The sequence below is a fragment of the Catenulispora subtropica genome (assembly GCF_039531675.1).
GTDB classification, from domain to species: domain Bacteria; phylum Actinomycetota; class Actinomycetes; order Streptomycetales; family Catenulisporaceae; genus Catenulispora; species Catenulispora subtropica.
This window is the reverse complement of record NZ_BAAAQM010000104.1, coordinates 1-15,146: the sequence shown is the minus strand read 5'-3', so window position 1 is coordinate 15,146 and position 15,146 is coordinate 1. Positions and strand designations below refer to the sequence as shown.

The following is a 15,146-nucleotide window of genomic DNA, read 5'->3' as shown; positions in this document are numbered from 1 at the left end:
ATCTCCACGGCCTCGTCCCAGGAGGCGCGGACCAGGCCGCCCTTGCCCCGGGCGCTCTGGTACGACCGGCGCCGCTCCGGGTCGTTCACGACGTCGGCCCAGGCCAGGACCGGGTCGCCGCCGACCTCGGCCTTGGCCTTGCGGTACTCCTCCAGCAGCACGCCTCGGATGTAGGGATAGCGCACCCGTGAAGGGGAGTAGGTGTACCAGGAGAAGGAAGCTCCGCGGGGGCAGCCACGGGGTTCGTACTCGGGGCGGTCGGGGCCGACGGACGGATAGTCCGTGGCCTGGTTCTCCCAGGTGATGATGCCGTCCTTGACGTAGACCTTCCAGCGGCAGGAGCCGGTGCAGTTCACGCCGTGGGTGGAGTGCACGATCTTGTCGTGGCTCCAGCGGTCGCGGTAGAAGACGTCGCCTTCGCGGCCGCCGGTATAGCGGACGCTGTGCAGGTCGGGAGCGGTCTGCCCACGGCGCAGGAACTTGCCGGTCTCCAGCAGGAGCGCGTCTGGCTCCTTCGATGCGTCGCGCGTCACCGGGCCCTACCTTCATACATTGACAGCATCCCCTTCTGGTGGTGACCCGTACGTGGCCCGCGAACCGGCCGGTCACCTGTCCGGACCAGTGAGCGGGCCCTGATGGGGCGGCGTGGGCAGGGGACCGGCGTGCACACACGGATCGCCGGGTTCTGGGCCGGGCTGCCGCCGGCCGGCGGCGGGATCGTCATGGCCACCGGGATCGAGTCGGTGAGCCTGCACCTGGCCGGGTTCGAGTTCCTGTCCCAGGTGCTGATGGTGCTGGCGGCCGCGGTGTGGCTGGCGTTCGTGGCGGTGTTCGCATACCGGTTCCTGCGCCGGCGGTCGCAGTGGATGACCGAGGCCTCGACGCCGCCGGCGCTCACCGGGATCGCGGGCACGTGCGTGCTGGGGACGCGCCTGGCCCTGTTCGGCTGGAAGCAGGTCGCGGTGGCGCTGCTGGTCATCGCCGCGGTGGTGTGGCCCGTACTGCTGGTCGCGGTGATGCGGCACTGGCGGCGGGGGATGCCGGGCGCGGTGTTCCTGGTGACGGTGGCGACGCAGGGGCTCGCGGTGCTGGCGGCGACGCTGGCGGGGCTGTGGAAGCAGAGTTGGCTGGCGATGGTGGCGTTCCTGCTGCTCGTGCTGGGTCTGGCGCTGTACCTGCAGGCGCTGTACCGGTTCGACTTGCGGCAGATCCGGACCGGCATGGGGGACCAGTGGGTGGCCGGCGGGGCGCTGGCGATCTCGGCGCTGGCGGCGTCGAAGCTGACGGGGTTCGCTCCGTGGACCGGCGCCATGCACGCGATGCTGCGGTGGCTGACGTTCGTGGTGCTGTTCTTCGCGCTGGCCTGGTACGCGGTGATGGTGTGGGCGGAGCTGCGGTGGCCGCGGCCCGGATACGACATCCGGCGGTGGGCGACGGTGTTCCCGATGGGGATGTCGGCGGCGGCGTGCCTGTCGACGTCGGTGGCGGCGGGGGTGGGCTGGCTCGGCCCGTTGGGGAGGGTGCTGATGTGGGTGGCGTTCGCGGTGTGGTTCGCGACGGGGTGCGGCCTGGTCGCGGCGTGGGGGCGGGCGGTGGCGGGGGACCGGCCGGAGCAGCGGGCGCGGCAGCGGGTCTCCTGATGTGCAACTCGCGGGTTGCGCGTGATGGGTCGATGTGCAACCCTGGAGTTGCACGATGAGAGCGACAGCTCAGAACCGAGAACCGAGAACCGGCACTCCCGAAACGAGGAGCACTCCCATGACCACGGACATGCAGGACCGCATCGAGCGCGAGACCCTGATCGCCGCCTCCCAGGACCGCGTCTGGTCCCTGGTGACCGAACCCGGCTTCTGGGTCGCCCCCACCGGCGTCACCGCCGTCCCCGGCGAGACCATCGTCGCCCACCACGACGAGTACGGCGACTTCCCGGTCCAGGTCGAGAAGATCGACCCCAAGAGCTATGTGTCCTACCGCTGGGCCAGCGCCTTCAGCGGCCAGGAACTGCGCGAGGGCATCACGACCCTGATCGAGTTCACCCTCACCCCCGAAGCCGACGGCACCCGCCTGCGCGTCGTCGAGAGCGGCTTCGCGTCCCTGGACGCCCCCGACGAGCAGCGCCGCGGCGCGCTGAAGGACAACACGGGCGGCTGGGAGCAGGTCATGGACGCGTTCAAGAAGCGCGCCGAAGAGGCGGCGTGACGGAAGAGGCGGAGGAGGGCCCGCTCGCTGCCGGGCCGCCGGACGGCACCGAGGGCCCGGACGGCCCGGCCGGCGCCGCCGGTACGGCCGGTGCCGCCGGCGTGGCGCGTGCACGGGGCGCGCCGCGCGGCGGCCGGGCGCGGGTCGATCCCGGGGGCGCGCGGCCACTGCGCGCCACCGGGGTTTCCGCGGGCGCGGCGGGCCCGGGTAGCGTGAACGTCATGGCGAGCACGGGCGGCACGGCGGCCGGCGGCATCACGGCCGAACCGGTCGACGACGTCCTCGCCGCGCTCGCCGACCCGACCCGCCGCCGTCTGCTGGACCTCCTCGCCGCCCGCGGCGCCGCCTCCGCCACCGACCTGGCCGGCGAGCTGCCGGTCACCCGCCAGGCCGTGGTGAAGCATCTGGCGGTACTCGACGCCGCCGGGCTGGTCACCGGACGCCGCGCCGGGCGCGAGGTCCGCTACGAAGTCCGTTCCGCCGCACTCGACGCGACGGCACGGTGGATGGCGACCCTCGCCGCTGACTGGGACCGCCGACTCGCCCGGATCAAGGCGATCGCGGAGGCGGCTGAGGCGGCTGAGACGGCCGACGCGGCCGACGCGGCCAAGCCTTCGCGCTGACGAGGCCCGCCGCTCAGAGGTCGCCCGCCGAACACTCAGGGCCCTGCCGCTCACGGTCAGGGCCCATGCGGCCCTGCGCCGCACCCCCATGTCTTGAAACGGAGCTGCACCGTGTCCGCGATACCCCCTGCCCGCGTCCGCTTCACCGGCCGCGAGCGTCTGGTCCTCCTCGTCCTGCTCGGCGCCGGGTTCATGCTCGCCGTCGACTTCTCGATCCTCAACGTCGCGTTCCCCGACATCGGCGACGGTGTCGGCCTCGGCCGTGCGGCCCTCCCGTGGATCACCACCGCCTACATGCTGCCGGCCGCCGGGTTCACGCTCGTCTTCGGGCGGCTCGGCGACCTCGTGGGACGCCGCCGGCTCTTCCTCGGGGGCGTCGCGCTGCTGATCGCGGCCAGTCTGCTCGGCGGCTTCTCCTCCGGGCCCGGTCCGCTGCTCACCGCGCGGGTCCTCCAGGGCTTCGCCACCGCGATGGCCACGCCCGCCGCGCTCTCGCTCCTCACCAGCACCTTCGCCGAGGGGGCCGCCCGGGATCGGGCGCTCGGGCTCAACGGTGCGCTGCTGTCCGGCGGCTTCACCGTGGGCGCGATGGTCGGCGGGAGCCTGGTCAGCCTGCTGAGCTGGCGGGCCGCGTTCTTCATCAACGTTCCCGTCGCCGTCGTCATCCTCGCGGTGGCGCCCGCGCTGCTCGTCGAGGGGGAGCGCAGTGAGCGCGTCCGGCTCGACCTGCCCGGTGCGGTGACGGTCACCGGCGGGCTGCTGGCCGGAACCTACTCCATCATCGAGAAGGACTGGCCGGCCGGGGCGGCGGCGGTCATCCTGCTCGTCGCCTTCTTCGGCATCGAGCGCCGGGCCGACGCGCCGCTCGTGCCGATTCCGGTGCTGCGGCGGCCGACCGTGCGGTGGGGCAACGCGGGCGGCTTCGTGGCCTTCACGATGGAGCCGGCCATGATCTTCCTGATGACCCTCTACCTGCAGGGCACGCTGCACCTGTCCCCGCTCGCGACCGGCTTCGTCTTCGGGGTGCCGGGGCTGGCCGCGATCGGTGCGGGAGTGGTGGCCGGGCGCTTCATCGGGCGGCACGGGGCGCGCCGGGTGCTGACCGCGGGGCTCGCGGTGCAGGGCCTGGCGACGCTGCCGCTGCTGCTCACCGGCTCCGGACGGTGGGCGCTCGCGGTCCTGATCCCGGCGCTGTTCGTGGGCTTCTTCGGCCACGTCACCGCGATCGTCGCCTACACCGTCACCGGCACGTCCGGCCTGCCGGACGGCGAGCAGGGCCTGGCCACCGGCCTGACGCTGATGACGCAGCAGGTCGCGATCACCTCCGGCATCCCGATCCTCAGCGCGGTGGCGGCCACCCGCGGCGGGGAGACGGCCGGGACGCACCTCGCGCTGGCCGTCGACGTCGTGGTGACGCTCGCGGGGGCGGCGCTGGTCTGGGTGGGTCTCAGGCCTCGTACTCCGGCGGCCCCGGATCCCGCCGCCGGCCCGGCCCCGGTCTTCACGAAGACTTCAGCTCAGCCTGCGACCCTGTCATGATCCGGGGGATCGCGCCGCTGTCGACGGCGCGATCCCCCGGATCCGGCTCCGGATCCGCGACGGAACGCGGAGCGGCGGCGCGCCGAGCAGCAGCCCGCCCCCACCGGCCCGCCGCATAGCGCACCGCCCCCACCGCCGGCGGTTCGGAGACCACCGTCACCGGCCCCGGTGCCCGCTCCCGCACCCGGGTCAGCAGCCTGGCGTGCCCGGCCGCGGCCACCGACCCGCCGAGCAGCACCGGCGGCGACTCCAGCCCCAGACGGCGCGCGGCGGCCGCGGCCATCCCGGCGATCTCGTCGCCGAGCACGTCGATCAGCAGCCCGGCCACCTCGTCCCCGGCCTCGGCGGCGGCGAACACCGCCGGGGACAGCTCGGCCGCGCGCCGGTCCGACTCCTCGCCCCGGTGCATGGCCAGCACCACGTCCAGCACGCTGGGCCGCCCGAAGTGCCCGGTGACCGCCGCCACCAGCGCGGTCGCCGGGCCCCGGCCGTCCTCGGCCCGCACCGCCCACCACAGCGCCGCCCGGCCCAGGTCGCCCCCGCCGCCCCAGTCGCCGGACTCCGCGCCGAGGGCCGGGTACGTGGCCAGCCGCCCGTCCGCCGCCACCGCCACGCAGTTGACACCGGTGCCGCAGACCACCGCGACGCCCTCGTAGCGGGCGAAGCCCCCACCCGTCGCCCCCGCGTACAGCACGGCGAAGGTGTCGTTGGCGACGTAGACCTCCTCGGCCCATCCGCGCGCCTCGATCTCCGTGCGCAGCGTCTCGATCTCCTCCGGGAGGTCGGCGCCGGCCAGGAACGCCGCCATCCCGCGCACCGGACCGGTCACGTCGCCCGGCGCCAGCAGCTCCCGCACCAGACCGGCCAGCACGGCCATCGCCGCCGGCACCCCCAGCGCCTGCGGGCGGAACGGGCCGCCGACCGCCCGCCGCACCTCGGAACCGTCCAGACGGACCAGCCGGACGTCGGTCTTGCTGTTGCCGCCGTCGACCGCTATCAGCAGGTCGGTGCCGCGCAGTGCGGAGAGGGGAGCCATGGCGGGCACCTTATTACGAGGACGATCACCCTCGAAGCGCGACTGCTACCGATCACCCTCGTCGGCGTGGGGGGCGCCGCCCAGGCGGGCCGCCGGCGAGGGCTTGCCGTCCACCTCGTACGGGCTGACCCCGACCATCGCCAGCCCGGCGCGGGCGAACCCGGTGAGCACGCACCACCCCCACCGGCCGGCCAGGCAGCGAGCCCGCTCCCGGCGCCAGACACCCGAAAGGTGCCGGCTGAGGTAGGCGTATTCCTCGAAGACCAACCGGTCGCGGTCGGCCACGGACATGACAGTGCCTCCTGAAGATGCAGCCCCCTGTGATCCGGGTTACAGACATCTTGCTGACATGCCGTCAAAAGTCAACGCCGGGCGACGGTTCGGCTACGCCCGCGGAACTCGGCGACGATTTCCGGCCGGGTTGCCGCACTTTCGGAGTATTCCTCCCCGCCGCGCGTCACCGTCACGTCGTAGATCCCGCTCCGCCCCTGGAGCACCCGCTCCTCGGCGCGCGCGGTCAGCACGTCCCCCTCCGCCACCGGCGCCAGGAAGCTGATGTCGCCGCCGGCGGCCACCGTCGCCGGTCCGTGGCTGTTGCACGCCAGCGCGAAGGCGGTGTCCGCGAGCAGGAACACGTACCCGCCGTGCCCGATGGCGTGGCCGTTCAGCATGGAGGCCGTCACCCGCATCCGCGCCACGGCCCGCCCCGGCGCCAGCTCGACCAGCTCGATGCCCAGCCCGGCCGAGGCCTTGTCGGAGTCGAACATCCCTCGGGCCGCCGCCAGGCCCGCCGCGATGCCGTCGTGCTCGTCGTGTTCCTTGTGCATACCGGCGACCCTACGACCCGCCCCGAGGATCGCCCGCGGCGACCTCCCGGAGCTCGGCGAACGCCGCCGAAAGCCGGTCCACCGTGTAGTGCGCGTTCAGCCCGCTCGGATTCGGCAGCACCCACAACCCCGTCTCCCCGAGCCTGTCCGCCTGCCGCCCCATCACGGCCTTCGGCGCGTCGAACGCCACCCGGTACGCGCCGATCCCCACCACCGCCAGCCACCGCGGCCGGAACTCGGCGACCTTCGCGCGCAGGATCACCCCGCCGGCCCGGTACTCCTCGGCGCGCAGCTCGGCCGCCCCGGCCGTCGCCCGCGCCACCACGTTCGTGATCCCGAGCCCGAAGCCCAGCAGCTCCTGCTGCTCCGTCGGCAGCAGCTGCCGCGGGGTGAACCCCGAGCGGTGCAGCGCAGGCCAGAACCGGTTGCCCGGGCGGGCGAAGTGGAACCCGGTCGCGGCCGACATCAGGCCGGGGTTGATGCCGCAGAACAGCACCGCCAGGTCCGGGGCGATGACGTCGTCGATCTTGTCCGCCATGACGCGACTGTAGTCCCTCGCGGCCCGCCGCCGTGACTCCGCGCCCCCTACGAGTAAGAATCCTGAATATGTCGGACCTCCCAGTGTTGAACACCTCAGACCCCGACTACACCCGGGACCCGTACGCGGTCCTGGCCCCGCTGCGCGAGAAGGGACCGGTGGTCCGGGTCGTCCTGGACGGCCTGCCGGTCTGGCTGGTCGTCGGCCACGACGAGGCGGTCCAGGTGCTGTCCTCGCCACGGATGAGCAACGACGGCATCCGCAACTCCGGTCCCGGGGCGCGCGCCGTGTTCTGGACCGGGGCCATGCAGCGCGGGCTCCAGTCGCACATGGGGCGGCTCGACCCTCCGGACCACACCCGTCTGCGCCGCCTGGTCCAGCAGGCCTTCACCCCGCGCCGGGTCGCCGCGCTGGAACCGTGGATCCGCCGGATCGCCCGGGACCTGATCGCCGGGTTCCCGGTGAACGGCGAGGTCGACCTCATCGGCTCCTTCGCCGCCCCGCTGCCGATCACCGTGATCGCCGAGCTGCTCGGCATCGAACCCGAGGAGCGCGCCGACTTCCGCCGCTGGGCCGACCTCTACCTGCACTCCGACGAGACCCAGGCCGAGCTGATGGCCGAGGCCGGCGGCAAGGTCGGCGCCCTGCTCGCCGGCCTGCTCGCCCGGCGCCGCGCCGGCCTCGGCGACGCGCCCCTGGACGTCGCCCACGAGGGCACGCTCACCGACGGCCTGATCCGCGCCCGCGACCAGGAGGACCGCCTCGACGAGCGCGAGCTGGTGTCCCTGTGCTTCCTGCTGCTCGGCGCCGGTTACGACACCACCCTGAACCTGATCGGCAACGCCGCGCTCCTGCTGCTGTCCGAACCCGGGCGCCTGCGGGCCCTGCGAGCGGCCCCGGGGACGCTGGCCGAGGTCATCGAGGAGGTCCTGCGGCTCGACCCGCCGGTCAAGGCGGTGTTCCTGCGCTACCCGCTGGAGGACACCGAGCTCGGCGGCGTGCGGGTCCTCGCCGGCGAACCGGTGATGGTGCACTTCAGCGTGGTCAGTCGCGACCCGCGCCGGTACAGCGACCCGGACGCGTACGTGCCCGGCCGCGCCGCCGCCTCCCGCACCGAGGCCGGACACCTCACCTTCGGCCACGGCCTGCACTACTGCCTGGGCGCCCCGCTGGCCCGGTTGGAGGCCCGCGTGGCCTTCGAGGAACTGCTGCGAGCCTGCCCCGGACTCGCCCTGGCCGAGCCGGTCGAGAAGCTGCGCTGGCAGCCCAGCCGCCTGTTCCGGGGGCTCGCCGCCCTCCCGGTGCATGTCGAGCGGCCGGTGGGGTAAGGGGGCTGACTCGGAATCAAGACCCTGATGACAAGTCGTCCGGATGTTAAAATGTCATCACATTCGGTTGACCGGCCGTCCCCGCGGTAGGAAGCTCCGATCAGTGGCCACCACCCTCACCCGCGATGACGGAGGCCGGCATGACACTGGTGGGCCTGGTAGGCGTCGGACGCATCGGAGCCTTCCACGCCGCGACCCTCAACGGGCTGCCGGGCGTCGAGGTGGTGGTCGCCGACGCCCAGGCCGGACGGGCCGAGGCCCTGGCCGGGTCGCTGGGCGCGCGGTGGGCCCCGGACGTCGGCGCGCTGCTCGACCAGGAACTCTCCGGGCTGGTCGTCGCCACCCCCACCGGCACCCACGCCGAGCTCATCGACCGCGGCGTCGCGGCCGACACCCCGGTGTTCTGCGAGAAGCCGGTCGCCGAGACCAGCGCCCGCACCCTGGAGATCGTCAAGAGCGTCGACAAGAACGGCGGCCGCGTGCAGGTCGGCTTCCAGCGCCGCTTCGACGCCGGCTACGCCGCCGCCCGCGCCGAGGTGGCCGGCGGCGCGCTCGGCCGGATCCACACCCTGCGCGGCCAGACCTGCGATCCGGCGCCCCCGCCGCCCGGCTACATCGCCTCCTCCGGCGGCATCTTCAAAGACTGCAGCGTCCACGACTTCGACGCCATCCGCTGGGTCACCGGCCGCGAGGTGGTGTCGGTCTACGCCACCGGATCGGCCCGCGGCGCCGCCTTCTTCGCCGAGGCCGGGGACGTCGACACCGCCGCCGCCCTGCTCCGGCTGGACGACGACGCCCTGGCCACCGTCACCGCCACCCGCTACCACGGCGCCGGCTACGCCGTCACCCTCGAGGTCCAGGGAACCCTGGGCAGCCTCGGCGCCGGCTTCGACGGGCAACTGCCGCTGCGGCCGGTCGGCGACGGCGTCGGCACCTGGCCGAAGGGCCCCGCGCACTCCAGCTTCATGAGCCGCTTCCACGAGGCCTACGTCAGGGAACTGCGCGCCTTCGTCGATTTCGCCGAGGGCCGCGCCGAGAACCCCTGCTCCGTCGGCGACGCACTCGAGGCGCTCTACATCGCCGAGGCCTGCGACCTGTCCCGAGCCGAGAACCGGCCGGTGTCCCTGGCGGAGGTCCGGGCATGACCGCCGGACAGCTCACCGGCAGGCTCGCCGGCGCCCCGATCTCCTGGGGCGTGTGCGAGGTACCGGGATGGGGACACCAGCTCGCCGCCGACAGAGTCCTGAGCGAGATGGGCGCCGCCGGGCTCAGGGCCACCGAGTTCGGCCCGGACGGCTTCCTGCCGGTCGACGCGGGCAAACGGCGCGCCCTGCTGAACAAACACCGGCTCACCGCGGTCGGCGGCTTCGTCCCGGCCGTGCTGCACGAACCCGGCCACGATCCCTGGCCCGCGGTGAAGCAGGCCCTGTACGGGTTCGCCACCACCGGCGCCGACGTCCTCGTGCTCGCCGCCGCCACCGGCCAGGACGGCTACGACTCCCGCCCCGGCCTCGACGACTCCGGCTGGCGCCGCCTGTTCTGGAACCTGGACCGGCTCCGCGGCCGCGCCGCCGAACTCGGGATCCGCGCCTGTCTGCACCCGCACGTCGGCACCATGATCGAGACCGGCGAGGACGTCGACCGGCTGCTCGACCGCTCGGTCACGCCGCTGTGCCTGGACACCGGCCACCTGATGGCCGGCGGCGGCGACCCGGCCCGGGTCGCGCGCGAGGCACCCGAGCGGATCATGCACGCCCACCTGAAGGACGTCGACGCGGCCCTGGCCGCCCGCGTCCGCGACGGCGGCCTGACCTACCACGACGCCGTCCGCGCCGGCCTGTACACCCCGCTCGGTACCGGCGACGCCGACATCGCAGGCGTCGTGGGCGCCCTGGAGGGGAACGGATATCAGGGCTGGTACGTGCTGGAGCAGGACACCGTCCTGGACTCCGAGCCCGGCGACGGGGCCGGCCCGCTGGCCGCGGTGCGCGCCGGCGTCGCCTACCTGGAGAGCCTGGCATGACCTATGACGTCGTCACCATGGGCCGCGTCGGCGTGGACGTCTACCCGCTGCAGATCGGCGTCGGCCTGGAGGACGTCGAGACGTTCGGCAAGTTCCTCGGCGGCAGCGCCACCAACGTCGCCGTCGCCGCCGCCCGGCACGGCCGGCGCACCGCGGTGGTCACCCGGGTCGGCCGGGATCCGTTCGGCCGTTTCGTCCGGCGCGCGCTGCGCGGGTTCGGCGTCGACGACGCGTTCCTGGCCGAGGTCGAGGGCCTGCCGACGCCGGTCACGTTCTGCGAGATGTTCCCCCCGGACGACTTCCCGATCTACTTCTACCGCTGGCCCAAGGCGCCGGACCTGACGATCGCCCCGGACGAGCTCGACCTGGAGGCCGTCGCCGGCGCCGGGGCCTTCTGGGCGACCGTCACCGGCCTGTCCGCCGAACCGAGCCGCTCCGCGCACCACGCCGCCTGGCATGCCCGGGACCGCGCCCCGCTCACCGTCCTCGACCTCGACTACCGGCCGCAGTTCTGGGACACGCAGACCGCCGCCGGACGCGCCGCGCGCCTGGCGCTGCCGCATGTCACGGTCGCCGTCGGCAACCGCGAGGAATGCTTCACCGCGGTGGGCGAGCGCGACCCGCACCGTGCCGCCGAGGCCCTGCTCGGGCTGGGCCCGGACCTGGCGGTGGTGAAGCTCGGACCGGACGGGGTCCTGGCCCGCACCGCGGAGACGACCCTGGAGATCCCGCCCCATCCGGTGAAGGCGCTCAACGGCCTCGGCGCCGGGGACGCCTTCGGGGGCGCGCTGTGCCACGCCCTGCTCGAAGGCTGGCCTCTGGAGCGGACGCTGCGCTTCGCCAGTGCGGCCGGGGCGCTGGTGGCGGCCCGGATCGAGTGCTCCACCGCGATGCCGACCACCGCCGAGGTGCTCTCCGCGCTGGAGGACTCCGATGCGTGACGAGGCGCCCTCCAGCGGCTCCAAGGGCTTCAGCGGCTTCGGCTGCTTCGGTGGCTTCAGCGGCTTCCGGGAGGGCAGGAAAGACCGGAACGACAAGCAGCCGGCCCGGCGGTGTGGCGCCGGGCCGGCCATTTCCCGGGGCGGCCCGCCGCAGCCGCCCCCCGACCCGGCGCACCCGATCCCGGAGGTCGTCCATGCCTGACGTCGCGGATATCAGGACGCTGCGCCGCACCAGGGCCCACGAGCCGGAGGCGATCGCCGCCGCGGCCTCCCGGCGGCGGGTCCGGCGCTCGCTGCTGGACACCGGCGAGCGGCTCATGCTGCTGGCCGCGGACCATCCGGCGCGCGGCGCGCTCGGCGTGCGGGACGATCCGCTGGCCATGGCCGACCGGCGCGAGCTGCTGGACCGGCTGGTGGTGGCCCTGGAGCGGCCCGGCGTCGACGGGGTGCTGGCCACGCCGGACATCGTGGAGGACCTGCTGCTGCTCGGCGCGCTCGACGGCAAGGTGGTGCTGGGCTCGATGAACCGCGGCGGCCTGGCCGGGTCGGTGTCGGAGCTCGACGACCGGTTCACCGCCTACGACGCCGCCACCATAGCGGCGTTCGGACTGGACGGCGGCAAGATGCTGCTGCGCATCGACCTGGACGACGCGGACACCGTCGCCACGCTGGAGGCCTGCGGCCGCGCCGTGACCGAGCTGGCGGCCCGCCGGCGGGTGGCGATGATCGAGCCCTTCATGGCCCACCGCGACAACGGCCGCCTGCGCAACGACCTGTCGCCGCCGGCGGTCGTCCGCGCCTGCGCCATCGCCGCCGGCCTGGGCGCCACCAGCGCCTACACCTGGCTCAAGCTGCCGGTCGTGGAGGAGATGGAACGCGTCCTGACCGCGACCACGCTGCCCGTCCTGCTCCTCGGCGGCGACCCCGACGGCGCCCCGGAGGAGACCTTCGCCGCCTGGGAGAAGGCCCTGGCGCTGGAAGGCGTCTACGGCCTGGTGGTCGGCAGGGCCCTGCTCTACCCGCCGGACGGCGACGTCGCCGCGGCCGTCGACACCGCCACCGCGCTGGTGAAGGCGGGGGAGCGGGCATGATCACCCGCCGCCTCACCGTCGCCCAGGCCCTCGTCCGCTTCCTCGCCGCACAGCACTCCGAGCGCGACGGCGTCGAACACCGCCTCATCGAGGGGGTGTTCGGCATCTTCGGCCACGGCAACGTCGCCGGCCTCGGCGAGGCCCTGCTCGGCCTCGAACTCCAGGACCCGGCGCTGCTGCCCTACCGCCAGGCGCGCAACGAGCAGGCGATGGTCCACACCGCCGCCGGCTTCGCCCGCATGCGCGACCGTCTGTCCACCTACGCCTGCACCACCTCGATCGGCCCCGGCGCGACCAATCTCGTCACCGGTGCGGCGCTGGCGACGGTCAACCGGCTGCCGGTGCTGTTGCTGCCCGGCGACGTCTTCGCGACCCGCCCCGTCAACCCCGTGTTGCAAGAGCTCGAAGACCCCCGCAGCTTCGACGTCTCCGTCAACGACACGCTGCGTCCGGTCAGCCGCTACTTCGACCGCGTGAACCGTCCCGAGCAGCTGCCGTCCGCGTTGCTGGCCGCCATGCGGGTGCTGACCGATCCGGCCGAGACCGGCGCGGTGACGCTCGCGCTTCCGCAGGACGTGCAGGCCGAGGCGGGGGAGTGGCCCGAAGACCTGTTCCGGCACCGGGTCTGGCACATCCCGCGCCCCCGCGCCGACCTCAGTGCCCTGTCACGCGCGGTCGGAGCGATCCGGGAGGCGCGGCGGCCCCTCATCGTCGCCGGGGGCGGCGTCGTCTACGCGCAGGCTGCCGACGCCCTGCGCACCTTCGCCGAATCCACCGGCATCCCGGTGGCCGAAACCCAGGCCGGCAAAGGCGTCCTGCCGCACTACCACCCGCTGTCGCTGGGCGCGGTCGGGGCCACCGGCACCTCGGCCGCGAACGCCATCGCGGCGCGGGCGGACCTCGTGATCGGCGTCGGCACCCGCTGGTCGGACTTCACCACCGCGTCCCACACCGCCTTCCGGGATCCGGACGTCGGCTTCGTCACCGTCAACATCGCGGCCTTCGACGCGGCGAAGCACGCCGGGGTCGCGGTGGTCGCCGACGCCCGCTCGGCGCTCGACGACCTGACGGCGGCCCTGGCCGGCTGGACCGTCACCCCCGACCACCGCGTCGCCACGGCCGCGGCCCGGGAGACGTGGCAGAACCACGTCGCCGCGGCCTACAGCTTCCGCAACGCCCCGCTGCCGTCGCAGATCGAGGTGATCGCCGCGGTCAACGACGCCGCGGGCCCGGCCGACGTCGTGGTCTGCGCCGCCGGCTCGATGCCCGGCGACCTGCACCGGCTGTGGCGCTCCAGCGGCGACCCGAAGACGTACCACGTCGAGTACGGCTACTCCTGCATGGGCTACGAGATCGCCGGCGGTCTCGGCGTGAAGCTGGCCGCGCCCGAGCGCGAGGTCTACGTCCTGGTCGGTGACGGCTCCTACCTGATGCTGGCGCAGGAGATCGTGACCGCGGTCGCCGAGCACGTGAAGCTGATCGTGGTGCTGGTCGACAACGGCGGCTTCGCCTCGATCGGCCGGCTGTCCGAGTCCCTGGGCGCGCAGCGCTTCGGGACCGCCTACCGCTTCCGGTCCGCCTCGGGCCGGCTGGACGGCGGCCCGCTGCCCGTGGACCTGGCCGCCAACGCCGCGAGCCTGGGCGCGCGGGTGGAGCGGGCCAAGGACATCGAAGAGCTCGAAGCAGCGCTGCAGCGTGCCCGGGCCGGCGACCGGATCACCGTCGTGCACGTCGAGACCGACCCGCTGGCCGAAGCGCCCGACGGCGGCGCGTGGTGGGACGTGCCCGTCGCGGAGGTCTCGGAGATCCCTTCCACTCGCGCGGCCCGAACGGGGTATGAAGACGCGAAGAAAGCTCAACGCCCGTACTTGTAACACCACTACCGATGTGGAGGAGGCACGTATGGCACCGAGAACGCGTTATTCCCTCGACCGGCTGCTCACGGCACTGTTGGCGACCGCGCTCCTGATCGCCGGCTGCTCGTCGAGTTCTTCCCCGAAGAACTCCGCCGCCGGGGGCTCCTGCCCCTACACCTTCGCCCTGATCACCCACGGCGACAACGGCAACTTCTGGAGCGTCGTCTACAAGGGCGCCAAGGACGCCGCCAAGGACACCGGCTGCAAGCTGTCCGAGACCTACGGCTCGCAGCAGCAGGGCCAGGCCGAGCCGGACGACGCGGCGGAGAACGCGCAGATCCAGAACGCCGTCAACGCCAAGGTCAACGGGATCGTCGTCTCCGACCACGCGCCGTCGGTGATGAACGCGACGCTGGCCGCGGCCGCCGACGCGGGGATCCCGGTGGTGCTGGTCAACGCCGGCTGCACCGACGCCGACATCGCCGCGTCCAAGGCCCTCACCTGCGTCGGCCAGCCCGAGCAGCTGGCCGGCAAGCAGGCGGGGCAGCGGTTCGCCAAGGGGAACGCGACCAACGTGCTCTGCGTCATCCACCAGTCGGGCCAGAACCTGCTGGACCGCTGCGACGGCATCGCGCAGGGGCTGGGCGTCGGCGACAAGTGCGGCACCGGCGACGCGCCGGCCGCGGGCCCGGCGTGCACCGAGCTGATCCTGTCCACGCCCAACGCCGCCTCCAACCCGCAGCAGGCGATCGGCCAGGTCACCGCCTATCTGCAGGCGCACCCCGGGATCAACGCCGTGATGACGCTGAACAACGCGGTCGGGCAGGCGCTGGTGGTGGCCAAGCCGGCGAACGTCAAGATCGCCACCTTCGACCTGTCCCAGGACGTGCAGAACGACCTGCAGGCCTCGCCGCCCACCATGGACTTCGCGGTGGACCAGCAGCAGTACCTGCAGGGTTACCTGCCGGTGCAGTTCCTCTACCTCTACAACAAGCACGAGGGCAACGCCGTCGGCGGCGGCACCACCGTCGCCAGCGGCCCGAAGCTCGTCGACAGCTCGAACATCAAGTCGGTGGCGGCCGCGATCGCCGCCGGGGACGACTGATGACGGCGGAAGACATCGCGGTGGCCCGGCCCGACGCGGC

Annotated in this window: 16 protein-coding genes and 1 pseudogene; 12 read left to right on the top strand and 5 right to left on the bottom strand. The window is 73.6% G+C overall.

All coding sequences use genetic code 11. The features are described 5' to 3' along the window. A pseudogene (locus ABD466_RS43735) lies at window positions 1–533 on the bottom strand (nitrate reductase subunit alpha); the annotation flags it as partial. Window positions 534–662: 129 nt separating this feature from the next. On the opposite strand from ABD466_RS43735, the gene ABD466_RS43730 reads away from it, so the two are divergent. From ABD466_RS43730 to ABD466_RS43715, 4 genes are all read left to right on the top strand, one after another. Continuing rightward, window positions 663–1,640 (top strand): tellurite resistance/C4-dicarboxylate transporter family protein, encoded by a 978-nt coding sequence (locus ABD466_RS43730; protein ID WP_344663231.1) that lies wholly within the window; start codon window positions 663–665, stop codon window positions 1,638–1,640. A 118-nt stretch (window positions 1,641–1,758) separates the two neighbouring features. Next, on the top strand, window positions 1,759–2,199 hold the full coding sequence (locus ABD466_RS43725) for an SRPBCC domain-containing protein (RefSeq protein ID WP_344663230.1): 441 nt from the start codon (window positions 1,759–1,761) through the stop codon (window positions 2,197–2,199). Between the two features lie 221 nt (window positions 2,200–2,420). Further along, window positions 2,421–2,822: an ArsR/SmtB family transcription factor gene (locus tag ABD466_RS43720; RefSeq protein ID WP_344663232.1), complete on the top strand. Its 402-nt coding sequence runs from the start codon at window positions 2,421–2,423 to the stop codon at window positions 2,820–2,822. Window positions 2,823–3,014: 192 nt separating this feature from the next. Next, complete coding sequence (locus ABD466_RS43715; RefSeq protein WP_425558881.1) at window positions 3,015–4,361, top strand: MFS transporter; 1,347 nt, start codon at window positions 3,015–3,017, stop codon at window positions 4,359–4,361. Here the strand turns inward: ABD466_RS43715 and ABD466_RS43710 are convergent. The 4 genes from ABD466_RS43710 to mug all read right to left on the bottom strand — a co-directional run bounded on the left by ABD466_RS43710 (window position 4,324) and on the right by mug (window position 6,762). Then, a complete protein-coding gene (locus ABD466_RS43710; RefSeq protein WP_344663228.1) occupies window positions 4,324–5,397 on the bottom strand; it encodes an N-acetylglucosamine kinase in 1,074 nt (357 codons plus the stop codon). The two genes, ABD466_RS43715 and ABD466_RS43710, sit on opposite strands and share 38 nt — an antisense overlap. A gap of 45 nt (window positions 5,398–5,442) precedes the next feature. Next, entirely contained in the window at window positions 5,443–5,688 is a 246-nt protein-coding gene (locus ABD466_RS43705) for a hypothetical protein (protein WP_344663227.1), read from the bottom strand. Window positions 5,689–5,759: 71 nt separating this feature from the next. Beyond that, entirely contained in the window at window positions 5,760–6,224 is a 465-nt protein-coding gene (gene paaI, locus ABD466_RS43700) for a hydroxyphenylacetyl-CoA thioesterase PaaI (protein ID WP_344663226.1), read from the bottom strand. Between the two features lie 10 nt (window positions 6,225–6,234). Then, on the bottom strand, window positions 6,235–6,762 hold the full coding sequence (mug, locus tag ABD466_RS43695) for a G/U mismatch-specific DNA glycosylase (RefSeq protein ID WP_344663225.1): 528 nt from the start codon (window positions 6,760–6,762) through the stop codon (window positions 6,235–6,237). A 68-nt stretch (window positions 6,763–6,830) separates the two neighbouring features. On the opposite strand from mug, the gene ABD466_RS43690 reads away from it, so the two are divergent. From ABD466_RS43690 to ABD466_RS43655, 8 genes are all read left to right on the top strand, one after another. Continuing rightward, window positions 6,831–8,090 carry a cytochrome P450 family protein gene (locus tag ABD466_RS43690; protein ID WP_344663224.1) on the top strand — a complete coding sequence of 420 codons (1,260 nt, stop codon included), beginning with the start codon at window positions 6,831–6,833 and terminating at the stop codon, window positions 8,088–8,090. A gap of 140 nt (window positions 8,091–8,230) precedes the next feature. Next, window positions 8,231–9,235, top strand: a complete 1,005-nt coding sequence (locus tag ABD466_RS43685; protein ID WP_344663223.1) for a Gfo/Idh/MocA family protein — start codon at window positions 8,231–8,233, stop codon at window positions 9,233–9,235. Continuing rightward, the gene (locus tag ABD466_RS43680) at window positions 9,232–10,113 is read left to right on the top strand and encodes a sugar phosphate isomerase/epimerase family protein (RefSeq protein ID WP_344663222.1); all 882 of its coding nucleotides are present in this window, start codon (window positions 9,232–9,234) and stop codon (window positions 10,111–10,113) included. The genes ABD466_RS43685 and ABD466_RS43680 overlap by 4 nt, the downstream gene beginning before the upstream one ends. Continuing rightward, complete coding sequence (gene iolC, locus ABD466_RS43675; RefSeq protein ID WP_344663221.1) at window positions 10,110–11,054, top strand: 5-dehydro-2-deoxygluconokinase; 945 nt, start codon at window positions 10,110–10,112, stop codon at window positions 11,052–11,054. The genes ABD466_RS43680 and iolC overlap by 4 nt, the downstream gene beginning before the upstream one ends. Beyond that, on the top strand, window positions 11,047–11,256 hold the full coding sequence (locus ABD466_RS43670; RefSeq protein WP_344663220.1) for a hypothetical protein: 210 nt from the start codon (window positions 11,047–11,049) through the stop codon (window positions 11,254–11,256). Before iolC ends, ABD466_RS43670 begins: the two co-directional genes overlap by 8 nt. Next, a complete protein-coding gene (locus ABD466_RS43665) occupies window positions 11,249–12,145 on the top strand; it encodes a Cgl0159 family (beta/alpha)8-fold protein (protein ID WP_344663219.1) in 897 nt (298 codons plus the stop codon). The genes ABD466_RS43670 and ABD466_RS43665 overlap by 8 nt, the downstream gene beginning before the upstream one ends. Next, window positions 12,142–14,019 carry a 3D-(3,5/4)-trihydroxycyclohexane-1,2-dione acylhydrolase (decyclizing) gene (gene iolD, locus ABD466_RS43660; RefSeq protein WP_344663218.1) on the top strand — a complete coding sequence of 626 codons (1,878 nt, stop codon included), beginning with the start codon at window positions 12,142–12,144 and terminating at the stop codon, window positions 14,017–14,019. The genes ABD466_RS43665 and iolD overlap by 4 nt, the downstream gene beginning before the upstream one ends. A 28-nt stretch (window positions 14,020–14,047) precedes the next feature. After that, complete coding sequence (locus tag ABD466_RS43655) at window positions 14,048–15,106, top strand: substrate-binding domain-containing protein (RefSeq protein WP_344663217.1); 1,059 nt, start codon at window positions 14,048–14,050, stop codon at window positions 15,104–15,106. Window positions 15,107–15,146 lie beyond the last annotated feature (40 nt).